Source organism: Streptomyces sp. Y2F8-2 (assembly GCF_014905555.1).
GTDB classification, from domain to species: Bacteria; Actinomycetota; Actinomycetes; order Streptomycetales; family Streptomycetaceae; genus Streptomyces; species Streptomyces cynarae.
In genome coordinates, this window is sequence record NZ_BNGS01000007.1 from 151,285 (window position 1) to 169,125 (window position 17,841).

The window sequence follows — 17,841 nt, forward strand, 5'->3', positions numbered from 1 at the left end:
GCCCTGTGTCACGGCCTGATGGCGCCCGGGTCACGGTGAGATCGCGCAGGGCGGAGCACGGCTCGCGAACGGGATCACGTCCCTCGTATGGACGCATTGTGACGCGAGTGCAAAGCTCGAAAGAACCGCGGGCGTCACCGGAGCCGCCTCGCACGCGGGTCCGCATGTCCGCGCCCACAGTGACCTCACCGTGCACGGGAGGCAAGGCCATGGGCGACAAAGCGAACGTACACCCCGGAGCCGCCGGCAGGGCAACGGCGGCCGACCGGCCCGCGTCCGTACGGAATGTGGTGCTGGTCGGCCACAGCGGATCGGGAAAGACGACTCTGGTGGAGGCTCTCGCGCTGACGGCGGGAGCGCTGAACCGGGCGGGCCGTGTGGAGGACGGCGGCACCGTCTCCGACTACGACGAGATCGAGCACCGGCAGCAGCGCTCGGTGCAGCTCTCCCTGGTTCCCGTCGAATGGGACGGGATCAAGATCAACCTGCTGGACACCCCTGGATACGCCGACTTCGTCGGGGAGCTCCGGGCCGGTCTGCGCGCCGCGGACGCGGCCCTTTTCGTCGTCTCGGCCTCGGACGGTGTGGACGGCTCGACCCGCATGGTGTGGGAGGAGTGCGCGGCCGTCGGCATGCCGCGCGCCATCGTGATCACACACCTGGAGGCGGCCCGGGCCGACTTCGAGGAGATGACCCGCCGTTGCGCGGAGGCGTTCGGCGGGGACGACCCCGACGCCGTCCTGCCGCTGTACCTGCCGCTGCACGGCCCGCAGGGACCCGACGGGCACGCGCCCGTGACCGGTCTGGTCGGGCTGCTCACGCAGAAACTGTTCGACTACTCGACCGGTGAGCGCAAGGAGTCCGAGCCGGGCGAGGACCAGCTGCCGGGGATCGAGGAGGCCCGCAACCGGCTCATCGAGGGGATCATCGCCGAGAGCGAGGACGAGACTCTCATGGACCGCTACCTCGGCGGTGAGCAGGTCGACATCAAGACGCTGATCCAGGACCTGGAGCGGGCCGTGGCGCGCGGCAGCTTCTTCCCCGTCCTGGCCGCCGCCCCCGCCGCCGAGGGCGCCAAGCAGGGCCTCGGCACGGTCGAGCTGCTGGAGCTGATCACCGGCGGGTTCCCGACCCCGTTCGAGCACCCGATGCCGGGGGTCACCACCGTCGACGGCAAGCCGCGCGAGCTGAAGGCCTGCGACACCGAGGGCCCGCTGGTCGGCGAGGTCGTCAAGACCTCCTCCGACCCCTACGTCGGCCGCATCTCGCTGGTCCGCGTCTTCTCCGGCACCCTGCGCCCCGACCAGACGGTGCACGTCTCCGGACACGGCCTGGCCGACCGCGGCCACGAGGACCACGACGTCGACGAGAAGATCGGTGCCCTGTCCATGCCCTTCGGCAAGCAGCAGCGCCCGGTCACGCACGCCGTCGCGGGCGATCTGGTGTGCGTGGCCAAGCTCGGCCGCGCCGAGACCGGGGACACCCTCTCGGCCAAGGACGACCCGCTGCTGATGGAGCCCTGGCAGATGCCCGACCCGCTGCTGCCGCTCGCCATCCAGGCGCACAGCAAGGCGGACGAGGACAAGCTCAGCCAGGGCCTGGCCCGACTGGTCGCCGAGGACCCGACCATGCGCCTGGAGCAGAACCAGGACACCCACCAGGTGGTGCTGTGGTGCCTGGGCGAGGCGCACGCGGACGTCGCCCTGGAGCGGCTGCGCAGCCGGTACGGCGTCCAGGTCGACGTGGTCCCGCACAGGGTGTCCCTCCGGGAGACCTTCGCGGGCAGGTCCGCCGGCCGGGGTCGTCACGTGAAGCAGTCCGGCGGGCACGGCCAGTACGCGATCTGCGAGATCGAGGTCGAACCGCTGCCGGGCGGCTCCGGCATCGAGTTCGTGGACAAGGTGGTCGGCGGAGCGGTGCCCCGGCAGTTCATCCCGTCCGTCGAGAAGGGGGTGCGCGCGCAGGCAGCCAAGGGTGTGGCCGCCGGCTACCCGCTGGTCGACATCCGGGTCACGCTGCTCGACGGCAAGGCGCACTCCGTGGACTCCTCGGACGCCGCCTTCCAGACGGCGGGCGCGCTCGCCCTGCGCGAGGCGGCGGCCGACGCGACGATCCATCTGCTGGAACCGGTCGCCGAGGTGTCGGTGCTGGTGGGCGACGAGTACGTGGGCGCCGTGATGAGCGACCTGTCCGCGCGGCGCGGCCGGCTGCTGGGCACCGAGCAGGTCAGCGGTGGCCGGACTCTGGTACGGGCCGAGGTGCCGGAGATCGAGATCGGCCGGTACGCGATCGACCTGCGCTCCCTCTCGCACGGCACCGCACGTTTCAGCCGCTCCTACGCGCGGCACGAGCCGATGCCGCCACAGCTCGGGGAGAAGATCCGTCAAGAGTCCCAGAAGTCCCAGTAGTTGAACCCTTGTTCCCCTCTCATGCGGGAGCGGACCTCTTCCGGTCGTCCGCTCCCGCATGTCGGTGCCTGCGGATACGCTGATGTCCTGATCAAGGCGACACAGGATCAGCACGCCGACCTGTTCAACAGGTGTGCGGAGCAAGGAAGTCGGGAAGGCCGCAGAGGCGGGTTCGGCGGCGAGGGGGCGGCAGTGACGGACGGATTCGATTTCAGCCCCGGGGCGCAGGTGCCCCTTTCGGGCTCCGCGGGCCAGACGGCGGCGACCTACGCCCTGGCCTCGGCGGCGTACCGGGAGGACGACGAGGTCACCAAGATCCTGGAGGCCGACAACGAGTGGCACCAGTCGACCGTCAAGCCCCCGCGTCCGTGGGCGAGGATATTCCGTCCCAAGCTCGGTGAGGCCTACTCCCGTGCGGTGATCGACCGCATGCTCGGCGCCGGGCGCAAGCCGCTCATCCAGTCGTTCGGCACCGAGCCGCAGGTCGTCGTGGAGCACTGCCTCGCGGCCCACCGCATCCGCCGGGAACGCGACAACTGGCTGACCGCGGTGACGGTCCTGTGCGGGGTGCTGTTCCTGCCGGGATTCCTGGTGTGGCTGCTGGTGTTCCAGATCCGCACCACCCTCGGCAGGCGGACGGACAGGAGCGCCGGTGCCCTCGCCACGACCCTCCTGGTCGCCGTCGGCGCCCTCGCCGTGATCTTCCTGATCCGAATGCCGTTCTCCGGCTTCTGGGGGTGGTACGCGCGCGCTGCGGTCGTCATGCCGGTCGTCGGCTGGTTCTGGGCCAAGCAGATCTGCGAGCGCACGGCGAAGGACCTGCGTGAGCGCTGGGACAGTCTGCTCGCGGGCGGCGGCCTGGGCGCCAAGATCCCCGAGGCGGTGCCCGGGCACCCCGGCGACGCGGCCGAGCAGCTGCGCAAGGAGCTCACCCGGCTGAGCGCCGAGCAGCGGTCCAACTCCGTCTTCTACGCCGGTCCCAAGGGCATCCTCGGCATGGGCACACGCTGGGGCAGCTGGCAGCTGGCCGAGGACCTGGTCTCCGCCGAGCCCGGGAAGGACTTCCACCCCTTCCGCAGCTGGGACGTGATCACCGCGATCCAGGGCGACCTGGCGATGCTGGAGCGGACCTCCATCAACACCGGAGGTTTCCCGAAGCCCTCCATAACGCACTGGATCGTCACACCGATCGGGGAGAAGGCGAAGGAGGTCTCCCGGCCCAGCGGCACCGACGTGGACGCGTACACGATCAAGACGCACGCGATACAGGACATCTGCAACAAGCAGCAGTTCGGCAGCGGCGACCGGCACTACCTCGGCGTCCAGTGGACGCTGTGGGACGGCCAGTTGATCATCACCATGCTCATCACGGTGACGGTGCTGCACGACACCCTGCGCATCGAGGTCACCGGGCACGCCCTGGGGCCCGTCAACTCCCTGTTCACCACGAAGCCGGAGCCCAAGGAGAAGGAGGTGGCGAAGACCGTCAAGTTCTGGGAGACCCACAAGGTGAGGCTGCCGCTGGTCGACGCCGACGAGGTGGTGCGGCTCGCCGCGCGCGCCCCGCTCACCTGGTATCCGCCGTTCCTGAACTGGCTCGGCGGCTCGCTGACCCTCCCGGAGCCGTTCGGTCTGCGCCATGCCTGGGCGGACCAGCCGTGGCGTCACCGTTTCATGGCCGACGACGCCCTGCGCGCGGCCACGCCGGTGCTGCGGGTGGTGCACGCGGCGGCGATCCGGGTCCTGAGGGACCACGGGGTGGACGTGGAGGCGTTCGGGACGCGCTCTGCGTTTCTCAGCACGCAGGTGCAGGATCCGACGCCGAAGAAGGCGGACGTGTACGACGCGTAGGCCTCCGGCGGTTCTGCCGGTGCCGCTCGGTGCAGCGGTCGTTCTGGGGGCTGCCGCCCCCAGACCCCCCTATCGGCCTGAACGGCCTCGTCCTCAAACTCCCCCAAGCTCTACGAGCAGGGGGTACCCCCAGACGGGCTGAAAGGCGCCCCCCGGCTACGCAGAGCCCGTAGGCCAAGCCTCCGCCAGCATCTTCCGCGTGTCCGCCAGCAGCTGCGGCAGTACCTTCGTGTGGCCGACCACCGGCATGAAGTTCGTGTCGCCGCCCCAGCGCGGCACGATGTGCTGGTGCAGGTGTGCGGCGATGCCCGCGCCGGCGACCGAGCCCTGGTTCATGCCGATGTTGAACCCATGGGCCCCGGAGGCCGTGCGCAGCGCGGTCATCGCCTGCTTGGTCAGCTCGGCGAGCTCCGCGGTCTCCGGCTCCGTGAGGTCGGTGTAGTCGGCGACATGGCGGTAGGGCACGACCATCAGATGGCCGCCGTTGTACGGGTACAGGTTCAGCACCGCGTACACCTGCTCGCCCCGCTTGACGATCAGCCCGTCCTCGTCCGACTTGGCCGGGATGGAGCAGAACGGACAGCCGTCGTCGGCCCCCGGACCGGTCGGCTTGTTCTCGCCCTGGATGTAGGCCATCCGGTGGGGCGTCCACAGGCGCTGGAACGCGTCCTGCGTCCCCACTCCGATCTGCTGCTCCGGCTCACTCGTCATGAGGTGCAGCATATGGCGTCGTCGCCGGAGCAGGGCAAAGGCCCCCGGGATCCCCCGGGGGCCTTGCGGCCCGTCATTCGGGTCGGGACCCTGACGGCCGTCAGACCTGCGCCCGCTCCTCGACGACCTTCACGATCTTGGCGATGGCCTCGTCGAACGGGATGCCGTTCTCCTGGGAGCCGTCCCGGAAGCGGAACGACACCGAGCCGTGGGACATGTCCTCGTCGCCCGCGATGACCATGAAGGGCACCTTCTGCTTCTGGGCGTTGCGGATCTTCTTCTGCATACGGTCCGAGGAGGAGTCGACCTCGACGCGCAGGCCGTGCTCCCGCGCCCGCTCGGCGAACTTCTCCAGGTAGGGCACGTGCGCGTCGCCGATCGGGATACAGACCGCCTGAACCGGGGCGAGCCAGGCCGGGAAGGCGCCCGCGTAGTGCTCCAGGAGCACGCCGAAGAACCGCTCGATCGACCCGAAGAGGGCCCGGTGGATCATGACGGGCTGCCGGCGCGAGCCGTCCGCCGCCGTGTACTCCAGGCCGAACCGCTTCGGCTGGTTGAAGTCGACCTGGATCGTCGACATCTGCCAGGACCGGCCGATGGCGTCCCGGGCCTGCACCGAGATCTTCGGGCCGTAGTAGGCCGCGCCACCCGGGTCCGGGACCAGGGGCAGGCCCTGCTTCTCGGCGGCCTGGCGGAGCGCCTCGGTGGCCTCCTCCCAGTCCTCGTCCGAGCCGATGAACTTGTCGGAGTCGTCGCGGGTGGACAGCTCCAGCTCGAACTCGGTCAGGCCGTAGTCACGCAGCAGGTCCAGGACGAACGTCAGGAGCGTGTCGAGCTCCTGCGGCATCTGCTCCTTGGTGCAGTAGATGTGCGAGTCGTCCTGGGTGAAGCCGCGCGAGCGGGTCAGGCCGTGCACGACACCCGACTTCTCGTACCGGTACACGGTCCCGAACTCGAAGAGCCGCAGGGGCAGTTCGCGGTAGGAACGGCCGCGCGACTTGAAGATCAGGTTGTGCATCGGGCAGTTCATCGCCTTGAGGCGGTAGTTCTGCTCGTCGAACTCGATGGCCGGGAACATGCCGTCCGAGTAGTGCGGCAGATGCCCGGAGATCTCGAACAGCCGCTCCTTCGAGATGTGCGGCGTGTTCACGAACTCGTAGCCGGAGACCTCGTGGCGCCGCCGCGAGTACGTCTCCATCTCCTTGCGGATGACGCCGCCCTTGGGGTGGAACACCGCCAGACCGGGGCCCAGCTCCTCGGGGAAGGAGAACAGGTCCAGCTCGGCGCCGAGCTTGCGGTGGTCGCGCTTCTCGGCCTCGGCGAGGAAGTCCAGGTAGGCCTTGAGCTCGTCCCTGGACGGCCAGGCGGTGCCGTAGATGCGCTGCAGCTGCGGGTTCTTCTCGCTGCCGCGCCAGTAGGCGGCGGCCGAGCGCATCAGCTTGAACGCCGGGATGATCCGGGTGGTGGGCAGGTGGGGACCGCGGCAGAGGTCCTTCCAGCACAGCTCGCCGGTCTTGGCGTCCAGGTTGTCGTAGATCGTCAGCTCGCCGCCGCCGACCTCGGCGTCGGCGCCCTCGGCGGCCTGCGCGGCGTTGCCCTTGAGGCCGATGAGCTCGAGCTTGTACGGCTCGTTCGCCAGTTCCTCGCGGGCGTCCTCGTCCGTGGTCACCCGGCGCGAGAAGCGCTGGCCCCGCTTGATGATCTCCTGCATCTTCTTCTCGATGCGCTTGAGATCGTCCGGCGTGAACGGCTCGGCCACGTCGAAGTCGTAGTAGAAGCCGTCCCGGATGGGCGGGCCGATGCCCAGCTTGGCCTCGGGGAAGAGCTCCTGCACGGCCTGGGCCATCACGTGCGCGGTGGAGTGGCGCAGGATGTTCAGGCCGTCCTCGGAGGAGATCTCGACGCCCTCGACGGTCTCGCCGTCCTTCACCTCGTGGGCGAGGTCCTTCAGCTCACCGCCCACGCGCGCGGCGATGATCGAACGGTCGCCGGCGAAGAGGTCGGCGGCCGTAGTGCCCGTCGTCACCACGCGCTCTTCCCGCTCGGAATCGCGTTGGATGATCACACGGACGTCTGACACCGGACTCTCCTGACTGCTGGTGGATGCGGCGCCATACCTGGAGCGCGCGCATGACTGGGATCGTACCGACCCACGGCCGCCCACCGCGAAACGGTTCCGGTGCCCCGGGCACTCAGTCCCCGCCGCACGCCTCCTCGAAGAAGTCCAGGTTCTCCTGGAGCGACTTCATCAGCCGGTCCCGCTCCGCGTCGTCGACCTGCACCGGCGCCACCCCGGACGCGGCCGCGAGGCGCCGGAAGCCGCCCCGGCTCTCCAGCCGCCCGTGCACTTTGATCGGCAGTCCGACGAGGTGGGCGTGGCCCGCGATGCGGTACGACTCCTCGTCCAGGGTCATGCGTACGTGCGGCACCTCGGCCCCGGCCAGGACCCGCAGCCGCACGGTGCCCTCGCCGCGCGGTCCCGAACGGCGCAGGCGGACGACGGCGCCCGTGATCCGCACCGGTACGGACGGCTCCTCGCGCAGGTAGCGGGCTCCGGCCTCGCGCAGGGCGGGCAGGTCGCCCGGGGAGAACTCGACCGGTTCGGCGGGCGTCGCACCCCCTTCGGGGACGCCGGCGGCAGGCGCCCACGCGACGGCGATCCGGGCGCCTGAGGACCCGCGGACGAGGGCGACCAGCGCCTCGGTCAGCTCATGGCTCACGCCGGCCTCGACGGCGGTGTCGAAGGCATCCATACCGCCGGTGGCCCGCTGGTAGTCGATGGCCTCGCGGGCGGCGTACAGCGCCTGGTGCAGGCGTACGGCGAGCGGCCGGCCCGTGGCGACGGGGACGAAGGCGGTGAGCTCGCGGCCGCCGGTGGCCGCGCCGATCAGGACGTGCTCGAGCGACGCGGCGGCGGGCCTGCGGTGCCGGGCGCCGTAGTAGCCGGCCCGCGCGCGGGTGGCGAGGGCGGCCGCCAGCAGCATCCGCCGGGCGGCGGTGCGCAGCTGGTCCTCGACGTCCCAGGGAGCGGCACCCACGGGTCCCGTCGGCACGTCACGCCACCAGTGGATCTCGTCGCCGGGCACGGTCAGGCCGACCAGCACGTCGCGGGCGGAGGGCGAGCCGCTGCGGGTCAGAGCCAGGAGGGCCTCGCCGATCAGGTCGTCGCAGTCGGGGAAGGCGCGGCTCTCCGGCACCAGCAGGCTCGTACCACTGCCGCCGGGGCCGGGTGGGGTCCAGCGGCCGTAGCGCCCGGGGGCCCCGCCGCGGCGCTGCCAGCCGTGGCGGTGCAGCAGGGCGCCGAGCACCGCGGGATCGACCTGGTCGGGGGCGGGCGGCCGGTTCCACAGCGGCTCGGCCGGGTGCGGCCGGACCGTGCGGGACTGCTCGTCGAGGGGACGGTGTGTCACGGTCTGCCTCCCGTTCCGACCCGGGTCATGATCTCGCACAGGGCGCGGTCGTCGAAGATGCGCGAGGTCGGGACGCGCACGGTGGTGCGGTGCCGACCCGTGATCGGGTGCCCGGCGAGGTTGGTCCAGTAGCAGCAGTGCCGCAGGTCCAGGCGGTCGTGACCGGCCCGCAGCCACTGGTCCTGGGTCCGGGGGACGATCATCACGACGAGGATCTTGTGCACGGCGACGGGGGTGCGGGCGAGCTTCCGCAGGTGCTCGTTGTCGAGCGTGAAGGAGAAGAAGCGGCCCGGGGGGTTCGGCGGTATCTGGTACGTGCACTTCAGCTGCACCTTGATGGTGACCTCGTCGTCGACCGTGTGGCCGGGCGCGCTGTGGCTGACGTGCCAGTCGATGCCGTTGTCCGGGAAGGGCTGGGACAGCGAGCAGCCGGCCGCCGCGGCGACCGCGTGCAGATAGCCGACCTGCAGGGTCTCCATGCAGGCGGTGGTCGCGAGTGTGCCGCGACGGGGTGCCGTCCGCTCGGGCAGCAGCCCGCCCCGCTCGGGCTGCGCTATCGCCATGACCAACAGCCTTCCCTGCGCAGTGAATCCCCGCCCGAGCCCCCTGAACTGCAAAGACCCGTACTCCTGTTGTCTCCTCCCGGCGTACGGCGCAAACAGCCCGGGTATCACCAAACGGGCAGAAGACGGTATGTCAGCTGCCACGGGTGAACGAGGAGTTGGGTAGGCATGACGTTCTGGTACGAGGGCCCGCTCGCCGCGTTCGACACGGAGACCACCGGCGTGGACGTCGAGACCGACCGGATCGTGTCGGCCGCCGTCGTCGTCCAGGACGCTCCGGGGACCCGGCCGCGGGTGAGCCGCTGGCTGGTGAACCCGGGGGTGCCGGTGCCCGCGGAGGCGACGGCCGTGCACGGGCTGACGGAGGAGCACCTGCAGCGCAACGGCCGCTGGCCGTCGCCGGTGATGGAGGAGATAGCCCGGGAACTGGGCGAGCAGGCGATGCGGGGCCGGCCGCTGGTGGTGATGAACGCGCCGTTCGATCTGACGCTGCTGGACCGGGAGTTGCGGCGCCATCGGGCGTCCTCGCTGGAGCGCTGGTTCGTGTCGGCGCCGCTGCGCGTGCTCGACCCGCGGGTGCTCGACAAGCACCTGGACCGCTACCGCAAGGGCCGCCGCACGCTCACCGACCTGTGCGCGCACTACGGGGTGGCGCTGGAGGGGGCGCACGACGCGGCGGCGGACGCGCTGGCCGCGATGGAGGTCGTGCGGGCCCTCGGCCGCCGTTTCGCGACCCGGCTGGAACGTCTCTCCCCCGCGGAGCTGCACACGCTCCAGGCCAACTGGCATGCGGCGCAGGCGCGCGGGCTTCAGGCGTGGTTCGCGCGCAGCGGCTCGGAGGAGATCGTCAGCACGGAGTGGCCGCTGCGGCCGGAGCTGCCGGCGGCGGCGTAGGAACCATGGGGAAGGCGCCTGCCGGGGGCAGGCGCCCGGCGTCACACGGCCGACGTCACCAGGAGCCTCCGCCCCCGCCTCCGCTGCCTCCGCCGACGTCCCCGCCCCCGCCGAATCCCCCGCCTCCTCCACCGCCGCCGCTGCTGCTGGAGGGCGGGGCGGCGCTGGAGGACGAGGAGGCGGTCATCAGGCCGAGGGCGTAGCCGGTGACGAACCCCGACGTCGCCGTGGATCGGCGCCGGGGAGCGACCGTCGAGCCGGCGATGGCCTTGTCCCATGCGTACGCCACGTCCAGGGCCACCGCCCACGCGGTGTACAGCTCCAGTCGTCCCTCGTCGAGGGGCTCGTCGCCCTGGTGGGAGGACGGGTCCATGAGGTAGCGCCGGAAGGCCTCCACCTGGAGCCAGAGCGCGGTACCGCGGGGGGTGCGGGCGTACAGCTCCCAGGAGCGCAGCCACAACGCCAGCCCGGCGCCCACCGCGATCACGCCCGCCACGAGGACCGGCCAACCGGCCGCGTTCCGGCCGCCGCCGAGCAGGGCGCCGACGGCCGAGACGACGAAGCCGAGCAGGGTGGCGGCAATGCCGACGGGGCGTCCGGCGCGGGCCAGGCGCGCGGAGGTCTGGTCCCACAGGTCGCTGTTCTCCTGCCAGGCCGTCAGCTCGTGGTGGAGGCTCTGCCAGGCCGACCTGAAGCGGGTGTCGCGCAGACCCAGGGTGACCGAGTCGCGCCCCGAGAAGATGCTGCCGAGCACGACCCTGGCGACCGGGTCATAGGGTGCGTCGGCCGGATCACGGCGTCTGAGGGTGGGATGCTCCTCGCTCCCCTCGATGGCGATGCGTCCTTCGGTCGCAGCGCCGAGCAGCCAGGCCACCTGATGGTGGCTCTCGACGCGTTCAGCCAGCAGGATCCCGCCCTTGGCCGGGGCCAGACCCTTGGGGGGCACGGAGGACGGAGCGAGCGTGGCGGCGCGCCGTTCGAGGGCGACGCGCCGTGTACGGCCGGGCGTGCCGTCGGGTGCTTCCTCAGCGATCCGGTCGCGGCCGAGGAGGCGCAGCAGCCAGATCATGACGGCGGCGCCGACCAGCGTGAGGGCGAACGCGAGCAGGGCCACCCGCCACGGGCTTCCCACGGTCGTGCCGACGGCCTTCCCGGAAGGCGGCGCGGGCAGGGCAGGCCTCGCTCCGGTCAGCTTCCGGCCACCGGTGGCGTAGAGGGTGACGCCCTCGTGTCCCTTGAGCCGGTCGAGGCTGACGTGGAGCCTGCCGGGCCCGTCCTCGCGGGCGGTGCAGGGGTCCTGGGAGCCGTTGGTGCCCCGCACGCAGCGTGTGCCGGTGAGTTCGTACGGGGCCACGACGTGGATCTGCACGTTCGAGCGGTCGACCCGCCATCCGGTGCCGACGGCGTCCCAGGCGATCCTGCCCTTCTTCACGACGTCCGTGAGCGTGTACTGGAGGCGGTAGCGGTGCACGCCGGTGACGGAGCCTCCCGGGTCGCCCACCTTGATCCGGGTGGCGATCTCGCGCTGGCCGTCCGGCGCCTCGTAGTAGTCGCCGACGTCGAACTCCCACGGAACCCGGTGGCCGTCCAGGGTGGCGGCGACCTTGGCGTACTCCTGGTCGTCCATCAGGTCCGGCAGATCGCGGTAGATGCCGTGCCGGGTGGTGCCGGGGTGTCCGAAGTCGTAGTCGATGACCTCGGTGACGCGGATGCTGCCGTCGGCCGCGACCTCGGCACCCACCCACATCGTGGTGACGCGCTCCACGTTCCCGCCCGTCCGGAAGAGCGCGACGACACCGGCGAGCAGCAGCGCGACGAAGAAGACCTTGAGCCAGGTGAAGTGCCTGCGTCCCCTCGTCAGTGTCCCGACCGGCTTGGTTCTGTCACCCTTTGCAGCACCCAAGGAAATGCCCCCCTCTTGCCGCGGGCTCCTCCCCGGCCCCCGCGAAGATCGGAAGCGTATCCCGGCCAACGGGCGAACAAAAGAGCCGGTCCGCGTCATGCGGACCGGCTCTCTCCCGGTGGGCGATACTGGGTTCGAACCAGTGACCTCTTCGGTGTGAACGAAGCGCTCTCCCACTGAGCTAATCGCCCGGGAACGCACTGAACAATACAGGCCCCCGACGGGTTCCTTCAAACCGCTTCCAGGTGGGCGACGAGTCCGCGCCGCCCTGACCGCATCATCAGCCAGTGGTTCGCGCGGAAGACCGGCCGCCCCGGCACGGCGAACCTCCTGAGCAGCGGCTTGTTCACGTGAACTGCCTGGTCGTAGCGGGCGAGGGTGCCGGAGCCCGCCGCGGCGACCGTCCAGCGTGCCCAGCCGTCGACGTCACCGGACAGCGCGACCTCCAGGATCCCGGCCGCCGGGTCGCGCCGCACCTCACGCATGGTGAAGGTCAGGTCGTACGGCAGCAGGGAGCGGACCCGGACGACGCCGGTCGTGTCGTCGAGGCGGGTCACCGCGCGTACCTGGCGCCACCAGCGCGGGTACTGCTCGGGCCGCTCCAGCACCGCGTACACGGCGGTGGGCGGCGCGGGCAGGGCCCACAGGCTGCGGAAGCGGTAATGGCTCCGGTCCATGTGCAGAGTCTTCCCGGGCTCGTCCCCGGTATCTGAGTACGTGTACTCATGCCGTAGGACGTGACGGGGGCCACACTGACGGGTGCGAGCGCCGCCGCCCGTGCGGCGGCGCTCCCCCCACCGGCCGCCTACGACGGCATCTTGTCCCCGAGCAGAGCCAGGTTCTCGATGGCGGCGAGGCCGTAGAGCGCCGTGTCGTTGGTGGACACCCAGGCCGCCTCACTGCCCGCGACGAGCGCGGCGGGCCCGCTCAGCGGTTGCGTCTTCCACGGCGAGGCCTCGGTGTAGCCGTCGGAGTTGTAGAACTTGCTCCACGCCCGCTTGGCGAGCGTCGCGTCGCCGGTCTGGACGGCGGCGTACGCGTCGAGGCGCGAGTGGCCCTGGAAGAGCAGCAGGCTGCCGAAGTCGGAGCCGTAACGGGCCTTCTGCTCGGCCTTGGTGGCGTTGAAGTAGCGGCAGTAGTCCAGGTACGCCTCCTTGAACTTCGGCATGTCGACCAGGTGGTTGAGCTCGGCGCACAGCTCGTTGAGGCCGAAGACGGCCGAGAGGTGGGAGACGGACACCACCGGCTTGTCGGCGACGGCGAACTTGCCGGTGTCGAGGTCGTACAGCCCGCTGCCCTGGACGAAGCCGTTGGGCTGGGCGGCGATGCCCTCCATCGTGGAGAGGACACGTGCCTTGGCCTTCTCCCACTTGGGGCCCTTGCGCTCCCACTCGGTCAGCCAGGCCGACACCAGGCCGCTCCAGTCCGTGCCGAAGCCGATCGACAAGGCGTGCCGGTCGGGGGTGTAGGGGTCGGTGCGTACCTTGCGCTGCGGATCGAGGACGAGGAACGTCTCGTCGGAGTCGACGTTGGCCCGCATGAGGTCGCCGACCCTCTCGTCGGCGGTGAGGAAGTAGTAGAAGCGCCGGTAGGTGGTGTTGGCGATGCGCTGCTGTTTGGCGCTGTCGGCGAAGTGCTGCACGCCGTGCCGGGTGCCGAGGCCGGCCCACTTGCCGAGGTGGTAGACGTCGACCTCGCCGGTGTGCCGGGTCATCGCCTCGGCGAAGCGGAAGATGTCCGCGCGGCCGCTGCGCAGGTAGGCGTACCAGAGCCACAGGTCGGGCGACAGCTCGGAGTTGTCCCAGGCGTAGCCGCCGATGTCGTACCGCCACACGTGCCGGACGGTGTCGTAGGTGTGCATGATGTCGCCGTAGTCCCAGAAGCCGTACCAGCGGCGCTGCTCCACCTGGTCCTTGTAGTAGGTGAAGAGGAAGTCGAGGTGATCCTCGATCTTCGCCTTGGCCGGCGTGGAGCGGTCGGGCTCGGAGTACAGGCCCGGGCCGAAGACCTTGGCCTTGATGAGCTGCCTTGGCGGGGCGGCGAGCTGCGGCAGCCTCCGGACGGCCTTGACCTGGTCGGCGAGCTGGTCGGGGGTCGGGGTGGCGGCGTTGGCCCAGAAGAGGAGTTCGGACGTGCGGGCGATGCCGTACGGGGTGCCGAACTCCGGTTCGTAGTCCTCGTAGGTGATGTTGAGGCCCTCGAGCTGTTCGGCGTAGGTGTCCTGGCCCATGCCGTCGTGGTAGAAGCGCAGGTCCATGGGCTGCGCCTCGGGCGACCAGAGCCAGAGGGTGACCTCGGCCTCGTCGGTGTGCGCGTCGCGGATGTCGAGCTGGGCGGGGAACTTCTCCCAGAAGTCCCTCAGGCCGAAGGAGAATCCGCCGCTCGGTCCGCCGACGTAGCCGAATCCGGAGGCCCGCTTGCCACCGCCCGCGCCGATCCAGCCGTAGCCCTTCTTGGTGCGCTTGCGCAGGGTGAAGCCGTCGGCGGAGAGCTGCGAGAGGGTGTAGTCGCCCCAGTGCGGGATGTACTGGAGCCGGGTCGTGACCCGTTGGTCCCAGGTCGTGGGGTCGGGCAGCTTCTGTCCGGCGTACTGCGCCGCCTGCACGGCCGCGCCCGGGTCGCGGCGCAGCCCGGTGATGCCCTGCACGGCCTCGCGCAGCAGACCGGTGCCCTCGCCGCCGATCCGGATGTGGCGGTCGTAGGCGGCGTCCCGCATCGGCACGGTGAAGCGCACGCCGAGCCCGCGGATGAAGTCGCCGCTCGCCTTGCCGGGTTCCTGGGTCCCGTCGTAGGTGATGGTGTGCACCATGCGGAAGGAGTCGGCGCCCGCGTAGAAGTAGAGCCGGATGGAGAACGGCAGCCAACCGCGGTCGCCCTTGCGGTGCTTGCCGTCGATGCGGACGACGGCGCGGACGGGACCCTCCTGTTCGACGGTGACCTCGGAGATCGCGCCGTCGAAGCGCTCGGTCTTCACCGTGCCCTGGTCCTCGTCCTCGATCTCCGGCTGGCGGATGAGGACGAGCCGGCCGTTCTTCGCGATCTCGGTGGAGCCGCGGGTGACCGACTTGATCAGCGTGGAGCCCGACTTGCCGATCCTGGCGGTGATGACGCCGGTCGATATGTCGATGGTGCCGCCGCTCTTGTCGACGGTGACCTTCTTGTCGGGGGCGGCGGGGGCCCCGGCGGTGAGGGTCAGCTTGCCGCTGCCCGAACTGACCGCGTGCGCCGTCCACTTGAGGGAGCCGTCGGGCCAGTACGCGAGCGGCCAGGACTGAACGGGTACGGCCTTGCCGTTCTCGTCCGTCAGGGTGAACGTCTGGTCCTCCTGGTAGGCGCCCTTCGGCCAGGGCACGCCGACGGTGGAGCCGGGCGCGGCGCCGCGACCGCCGTCCTCGAGCCAGTCGAGGGTCACCGGATCGGCGTCGGCCGCCTCGGCTCTGGGCGCCGCCTGCGCGTCCCTGGTCCCTGGCGACCAGCTGAACCGGGCGGCGGCTCCGGCGACGGCGGCGGCCTTGAGGAGGGACCTGCGGGGGATGGGAGACATCGGAGATGCAGCCTTCCTTTCCTGGCGGGTGGTGCAGGGAGGTCAGGGGCATGACAGGGCGAGGTGCGGCGCCGGGGCGCCGACCCGAGGGGATGTGCCGGCCGGCGTCAGCGGCGCCGGTGTCGCTCCTCGACGGCGACGGCGGCCGCCGCCACGGCCCCGAGGACGGGAACCGCGAGCGGCGCGACGAACCAGGCCGAGCAGAGCACCAGGGCCGCTCCGCCGACGAGGAGGAAGGACCCGGCCGGGTCGAGGACGGTGCGGCGGCCGGCCGCCGCGAGCAGGGCCCGCCAGGAGGCGCCCGGCGTCCAGGTCGCCGCCGCACGCAGCCCGGCGACGGCGGCGCCGATCAGGGCGAGGACGCCGACCGCGCCGACGAGCGGCCCGCCGGGCAGTCCGGCGCGCACGGCCTGGACGTCCACCCAGACCGCGGCCGCCGCCGCCCAGCCGGCCATGCCGACGATCCAGCCCCGGCGTGCGGCCGCGCCGAAGTCGGCGGCGAACTCCCGTCGGCCGCCGCCCTCGTGGGCCGTGCGCCGGCGCAGATGGCGGGCGCCGGCGGCGAAGGCGGCGGGGTAGGTGACGAGCGGCAGCGAGGCCACGGCGATCCAGACACCGGTGAGCAGACACTCGGCGAAGAGGGCGAACCCCTCGGCGAGCAGCGACTCGCGGCGGGCCTTCGGGCGGGCGTGGTCGGTGGCCATGTCAGCCCTTCAGTCCGGAGGTCGCCATGCCGTCGATGAGGTAGCGCTGGAAGGCGAGGAAGAAGAGCAGCACGGGCAGCAGTGCGACCAGGGACATCGCGATCATGCCGCCGTAGTTGGCGGCCACGCCGTCGGAGTCACGGAACATCATCATGCCGAGCGACACGGTGTACTTGCCGGGGTCGTTGAGGTAGATCAGCGGGCCCATGAAGTCGTTCCAGGCGTTGATGAACGTGAAGATCGCGCTGGTGATGAGGGCCGGACGGCACAGCGGCAGCACGATCGACCAGTAGATCCTCAGGTGCCCGCAGCCGTCGATCCTGGCGGCCTCGTCCAGTTCCTTCGGCAGGCTCCGCATGAACTGCACCATGAGGAAGACGAAGAACGCCTCCGTGGCCAGGTACTTGCCGAGCAGCAGCGGCACATAGGTGTTGATCAGCTGCATCTTCTGGAACATCACGTACTGCGGGATGAGCAGCACGTGGTAGGGCAGCAGAAGCGTGCCGATCATGAGCGAGAACAGCAGGTTGCGGCCCGCGAACCTGATCCGTGCGAAGGCGTACGCGGTCAGCGAGCAGGAGATCAGGATGCCGACGACGGCGCCGACGGCGTACAGGAGGGAGTTCTGGAAGAACGTCCAGATGGCGATGTCGGCTATGCCTTTGGCCAGGCCCTTGAAGTTGTCGAGGATGGGGTGGACGGGGAACAGTTGCAGGCTGTTGATGATGTCCTTGCTGGGCTTGAACGACGCCCCGATCACCCACAGGACGGGATAGAGGACGACGGCGAGGACCAGCAGGGCGCCGAGGTGCCAGGCGAGCGAGCCGGCGCGCCTGCGGCCGGGGCCGCCGAGCGGCCTGCGGACGGTGGTCGTGGTGGTGCTCATCGGGCGTCCTCCTCGTAGTGCACCCACTTCTTCTGGGACCAGAAGAGGACCGCCGTCACGAGGGCCACGGCGAGCAGCAGCATCCAGGCCATCGCGGAGGCGTAGCCCATCTGGGCGTTCTTGAACCCCTGCTGGTAGAGGTAGCAGGTGTAGACGAGCGTGGCGTCGGCCGGGCCGCAGTAGGTGTTGGAGACGACGTAGGCCGAGGCGAAGATCTGGAACGAGTGGATCGTCTCCAGCAGCACGTTGAAGAAGAGCACCGGGGAGATCATCGGCAGCGTGATGTTCCAGAACCTGCGGAAGGCTCCGGCGCCGTCCATCGCCGCCGCCTCGTGGAGCTCCTTCGGCACCTGTTTGAGCCCGGCCAGGAAGATGACCATGGGCGCGCCGAACTGCCAGACGGTGAGCGCCACCAGGCAGTACAGGATCCAGTCGGGGTTGCCGACCCAGCCGCCCACGTGGATGCCGAAGACGGACATCGTGCGGTCCACGATGGCGTCGTCGGAGAAGATCGACCGCCAGACGAAGGCGACCGAGACGCTGGCGCCGATGAGCGAGGGGGCGTAGAACGCGGCCCGGTAGAACGCCTGTCCGCGGCGGCTCTGCGCGAGGAGCAGAGCGACACCGAGGGCGAGCAGCAGCTTCAGCGGCGTGCCGATGACGACGTACTTCGCCGTCACCTCCACCGACTTCTGCCACCGGGGGTCGTCGAACATCCTGGTGAAGTTGTCGAGGCCGACCCACTTCGGTGTGTTGAAGAGGTTGTAGTCGGTGAACGCGAAGTACAGCGAGGCGACCATGGGTCCCGCGGTCAGGAGCACGAAGCCGGCGATCCACGGGGACATGAAGAGGTAGCCGGCGAGGTTCTCCCGGCGGCCCCGCCGCTTGAGGGCGGCGGGAGCGGCGGAACGGGTCTTCCGGGTGTCGAGAGGCGAGTCCTTGACGAGCGTCACGGGGGTTCCCATCA

At 70.6% G+C, this 17,841-nt stretch carries 13 protein-coding genes and 1 tRNA gene; 3 read left to right on the forward strand and 11 right to left on the reverse strand.

Translation table 11 applies throughout. The features are described 5' to 3' along the window. Positions 1-209 precede the first annotated feature (209 nt). Positions 210-2,408, forward strand: a complete 2,199-nt coding sequence (locus tag SY2F82_RS23880; protein WP_200421225.1) for an elongation factor G-like protein EF-G2 — start codon at positions 210-212, stop codon at positions 2,406-2,408. 192 nt (positions 2,409-2,600) lie between these two features. Continuing rightward, positions 2,601-4,259 carry a hypothetical protein gene (locus tag SY2F82_RS23885; RefSeq protein ID WP_200421226.1) on the forward strand — a complete coding sequence of 553 codons (1,659 nt, stop codon included), beginning with the start codon at positions 2,601-2,603 and terminating at the stop codon, positions 4,257-4,259. Positions 4,260-4,415: 156 nt separating this feature from the next. Here SY2F82_RS23885 and SY2F82_RS23890 read toward each other — a convergent pair whose 3' ends face one another. From SY2F82_RS23890 to SY2F82_RS23905, 4 genes are all read right to left on the reverse strand, one after another. Then, positions 4,416-4,982, reverse strand: coding sequence for an HIT domain-containing protein (locus tag SY2F82_RS23890; protein WP_200421227.1), 567 nt, complete (start codon positions 4,980-4,982; stop codon positions 4,416-4,418). A gap of 88 nt (positions 4,983-5,070) precedes the next feature. After that, a complete protein-coding gene (gene thrS, locus SY2F82_RS23895) occupies positions 5,071-7,050 on the reverse strand; it encodes a threonine--tRNA ligase (protein WP_200421228.1) in 1,980 nt (659 codons plus the stop codon). 112 nt (positions 7,051-7,162) lie between these two features. Then, positions 7,163-8,380 (reverse strand): hypothetical protein, encoded by a 1,218-nt coding sequence (locus SY2F82_RS23900; RefSeq protein WP_200421229.1) that lies wholly within the window; start codon positions 8,378-8,380, stop codon positions 7,163-7,165. Further along, on the reverse strand, positions 8,377-8,943 hold the full coding sequence (locus SY2F82_RS23905; RefSeq protein ID WP_200421230.1) for a DUF4365 domain-containing protein: 567 nt from the start codon (positions 8,941-8,943) through the stop codon (positions 8,377-8,379). The genes SY2F82_RS23900 and SY2F82_RS23905 overlap by 4 nt, the downstream gene beginning before the upstream one ends. 168 nt (positions 8,944-9,111) lie before the next feature. On the opposite strand from SY2F82_RS23905, the gene SY2F82_RS23910 reads away from it, so the two are divergent. Next, positions 9,112-9,837 carry a 3'-5' exonuclease gene (locus SY2F82_RS23910; protein ID WP_200421231.1) on the forward strand — a complete coding sequence of 242 codons (726 nt, stop codon included), beginning with the start codon at positions 9,112-9,114 and terminating at the stop codon, positions 9,835-9,837. Between the two features lie 55 nt (positions 9,838-9,892). Here the strand turns inward: SY2F82_RS23910 and SY2F82_RS23915 are convergent, their stop codons facing one another. From SY2F82_RS23915 to SY2F82_RS23945, 7 genes are all read right to left on the reverse strand, one after another. Beyond that, the gene (locus SY2F82_RS23915; protein ID WP_200421232.1) at positions 9,893-11,740 is read right to left on the reverse strand and encodes a DUF2207 domain-containing protein; all 1,848 of its coding nucleotides are present in this window, start codon (positions 11,738-11,740) and stop codon (positions 9,893-9,895) included. A gap of 119 nt (positions 11,741-11,859) precedes the next feature. Beyond that, positions 11,860-11,931 (reverse strand) — tRNA-Val (locus tag SY2F82_RS23920). A 39-nt stretch (positions 11,932-11,970) separates the two neighbouring features. Continuing rightward, complete coding sequence (locus SY2F82_RS23925) at positions 11,971-12,417, reverse strand: SRPBCC family protein (RefSeq protein WP_200421233.1); 447 nt, start codon at positions 12,415-12,417, stop codon at positions 11,971-11,973. Between the two features lie 128 nt (positions 12,418-12,545). Next, positions 12,546-15,284, reverse strand: coding sequence for a Tat pathway signal sequence domain protein (locus SY2F82_RS23930; RefSeq protein WP_200421234.1), 2,739 nt, complete (start codon positions 15,282-15,284; stop codon positions 12,546-12,548). Positions 15,285-15,391: 107 nt separating this feature from the next. Beyond that, positions 15,392-15,988, reverse strand: coding sequence for a hypothetical protein (locus SY2F82_RS23935; protein ID WP_200421235.1), 597 nt, complete (start codon positions 15,986-15,988; stop codon positions 15,392-15,394). Between the two features lies 1 nt (position 15,989). Beyond that, positions 15,990-16,874: a carbohydrate ABC transporter permease gene (locus tag SY2F82_RS23940; protein ID WP_200421236.1), complete on the reverse strand. Its 885-nt coding sequence runs from the start codon at positions 16,872-16,874 to the stop codon at positions 15,990-15,992. After that, entirely contained in the window at positions 16,871-17,839 is a 969-nt protein-coding gene (locus SY2F82_RS23945) for a carbohydrate ABC transporter permease (protein WP_374707199.1), read from the reverse strand. Before SY2F82_RS23945 ends, SY2F82_RS23940 begins: the two co-directional genes overlap by 4 nt. Between the last annotated feature and the right edge of the window lie 2 nt (positions 17,840-17,841).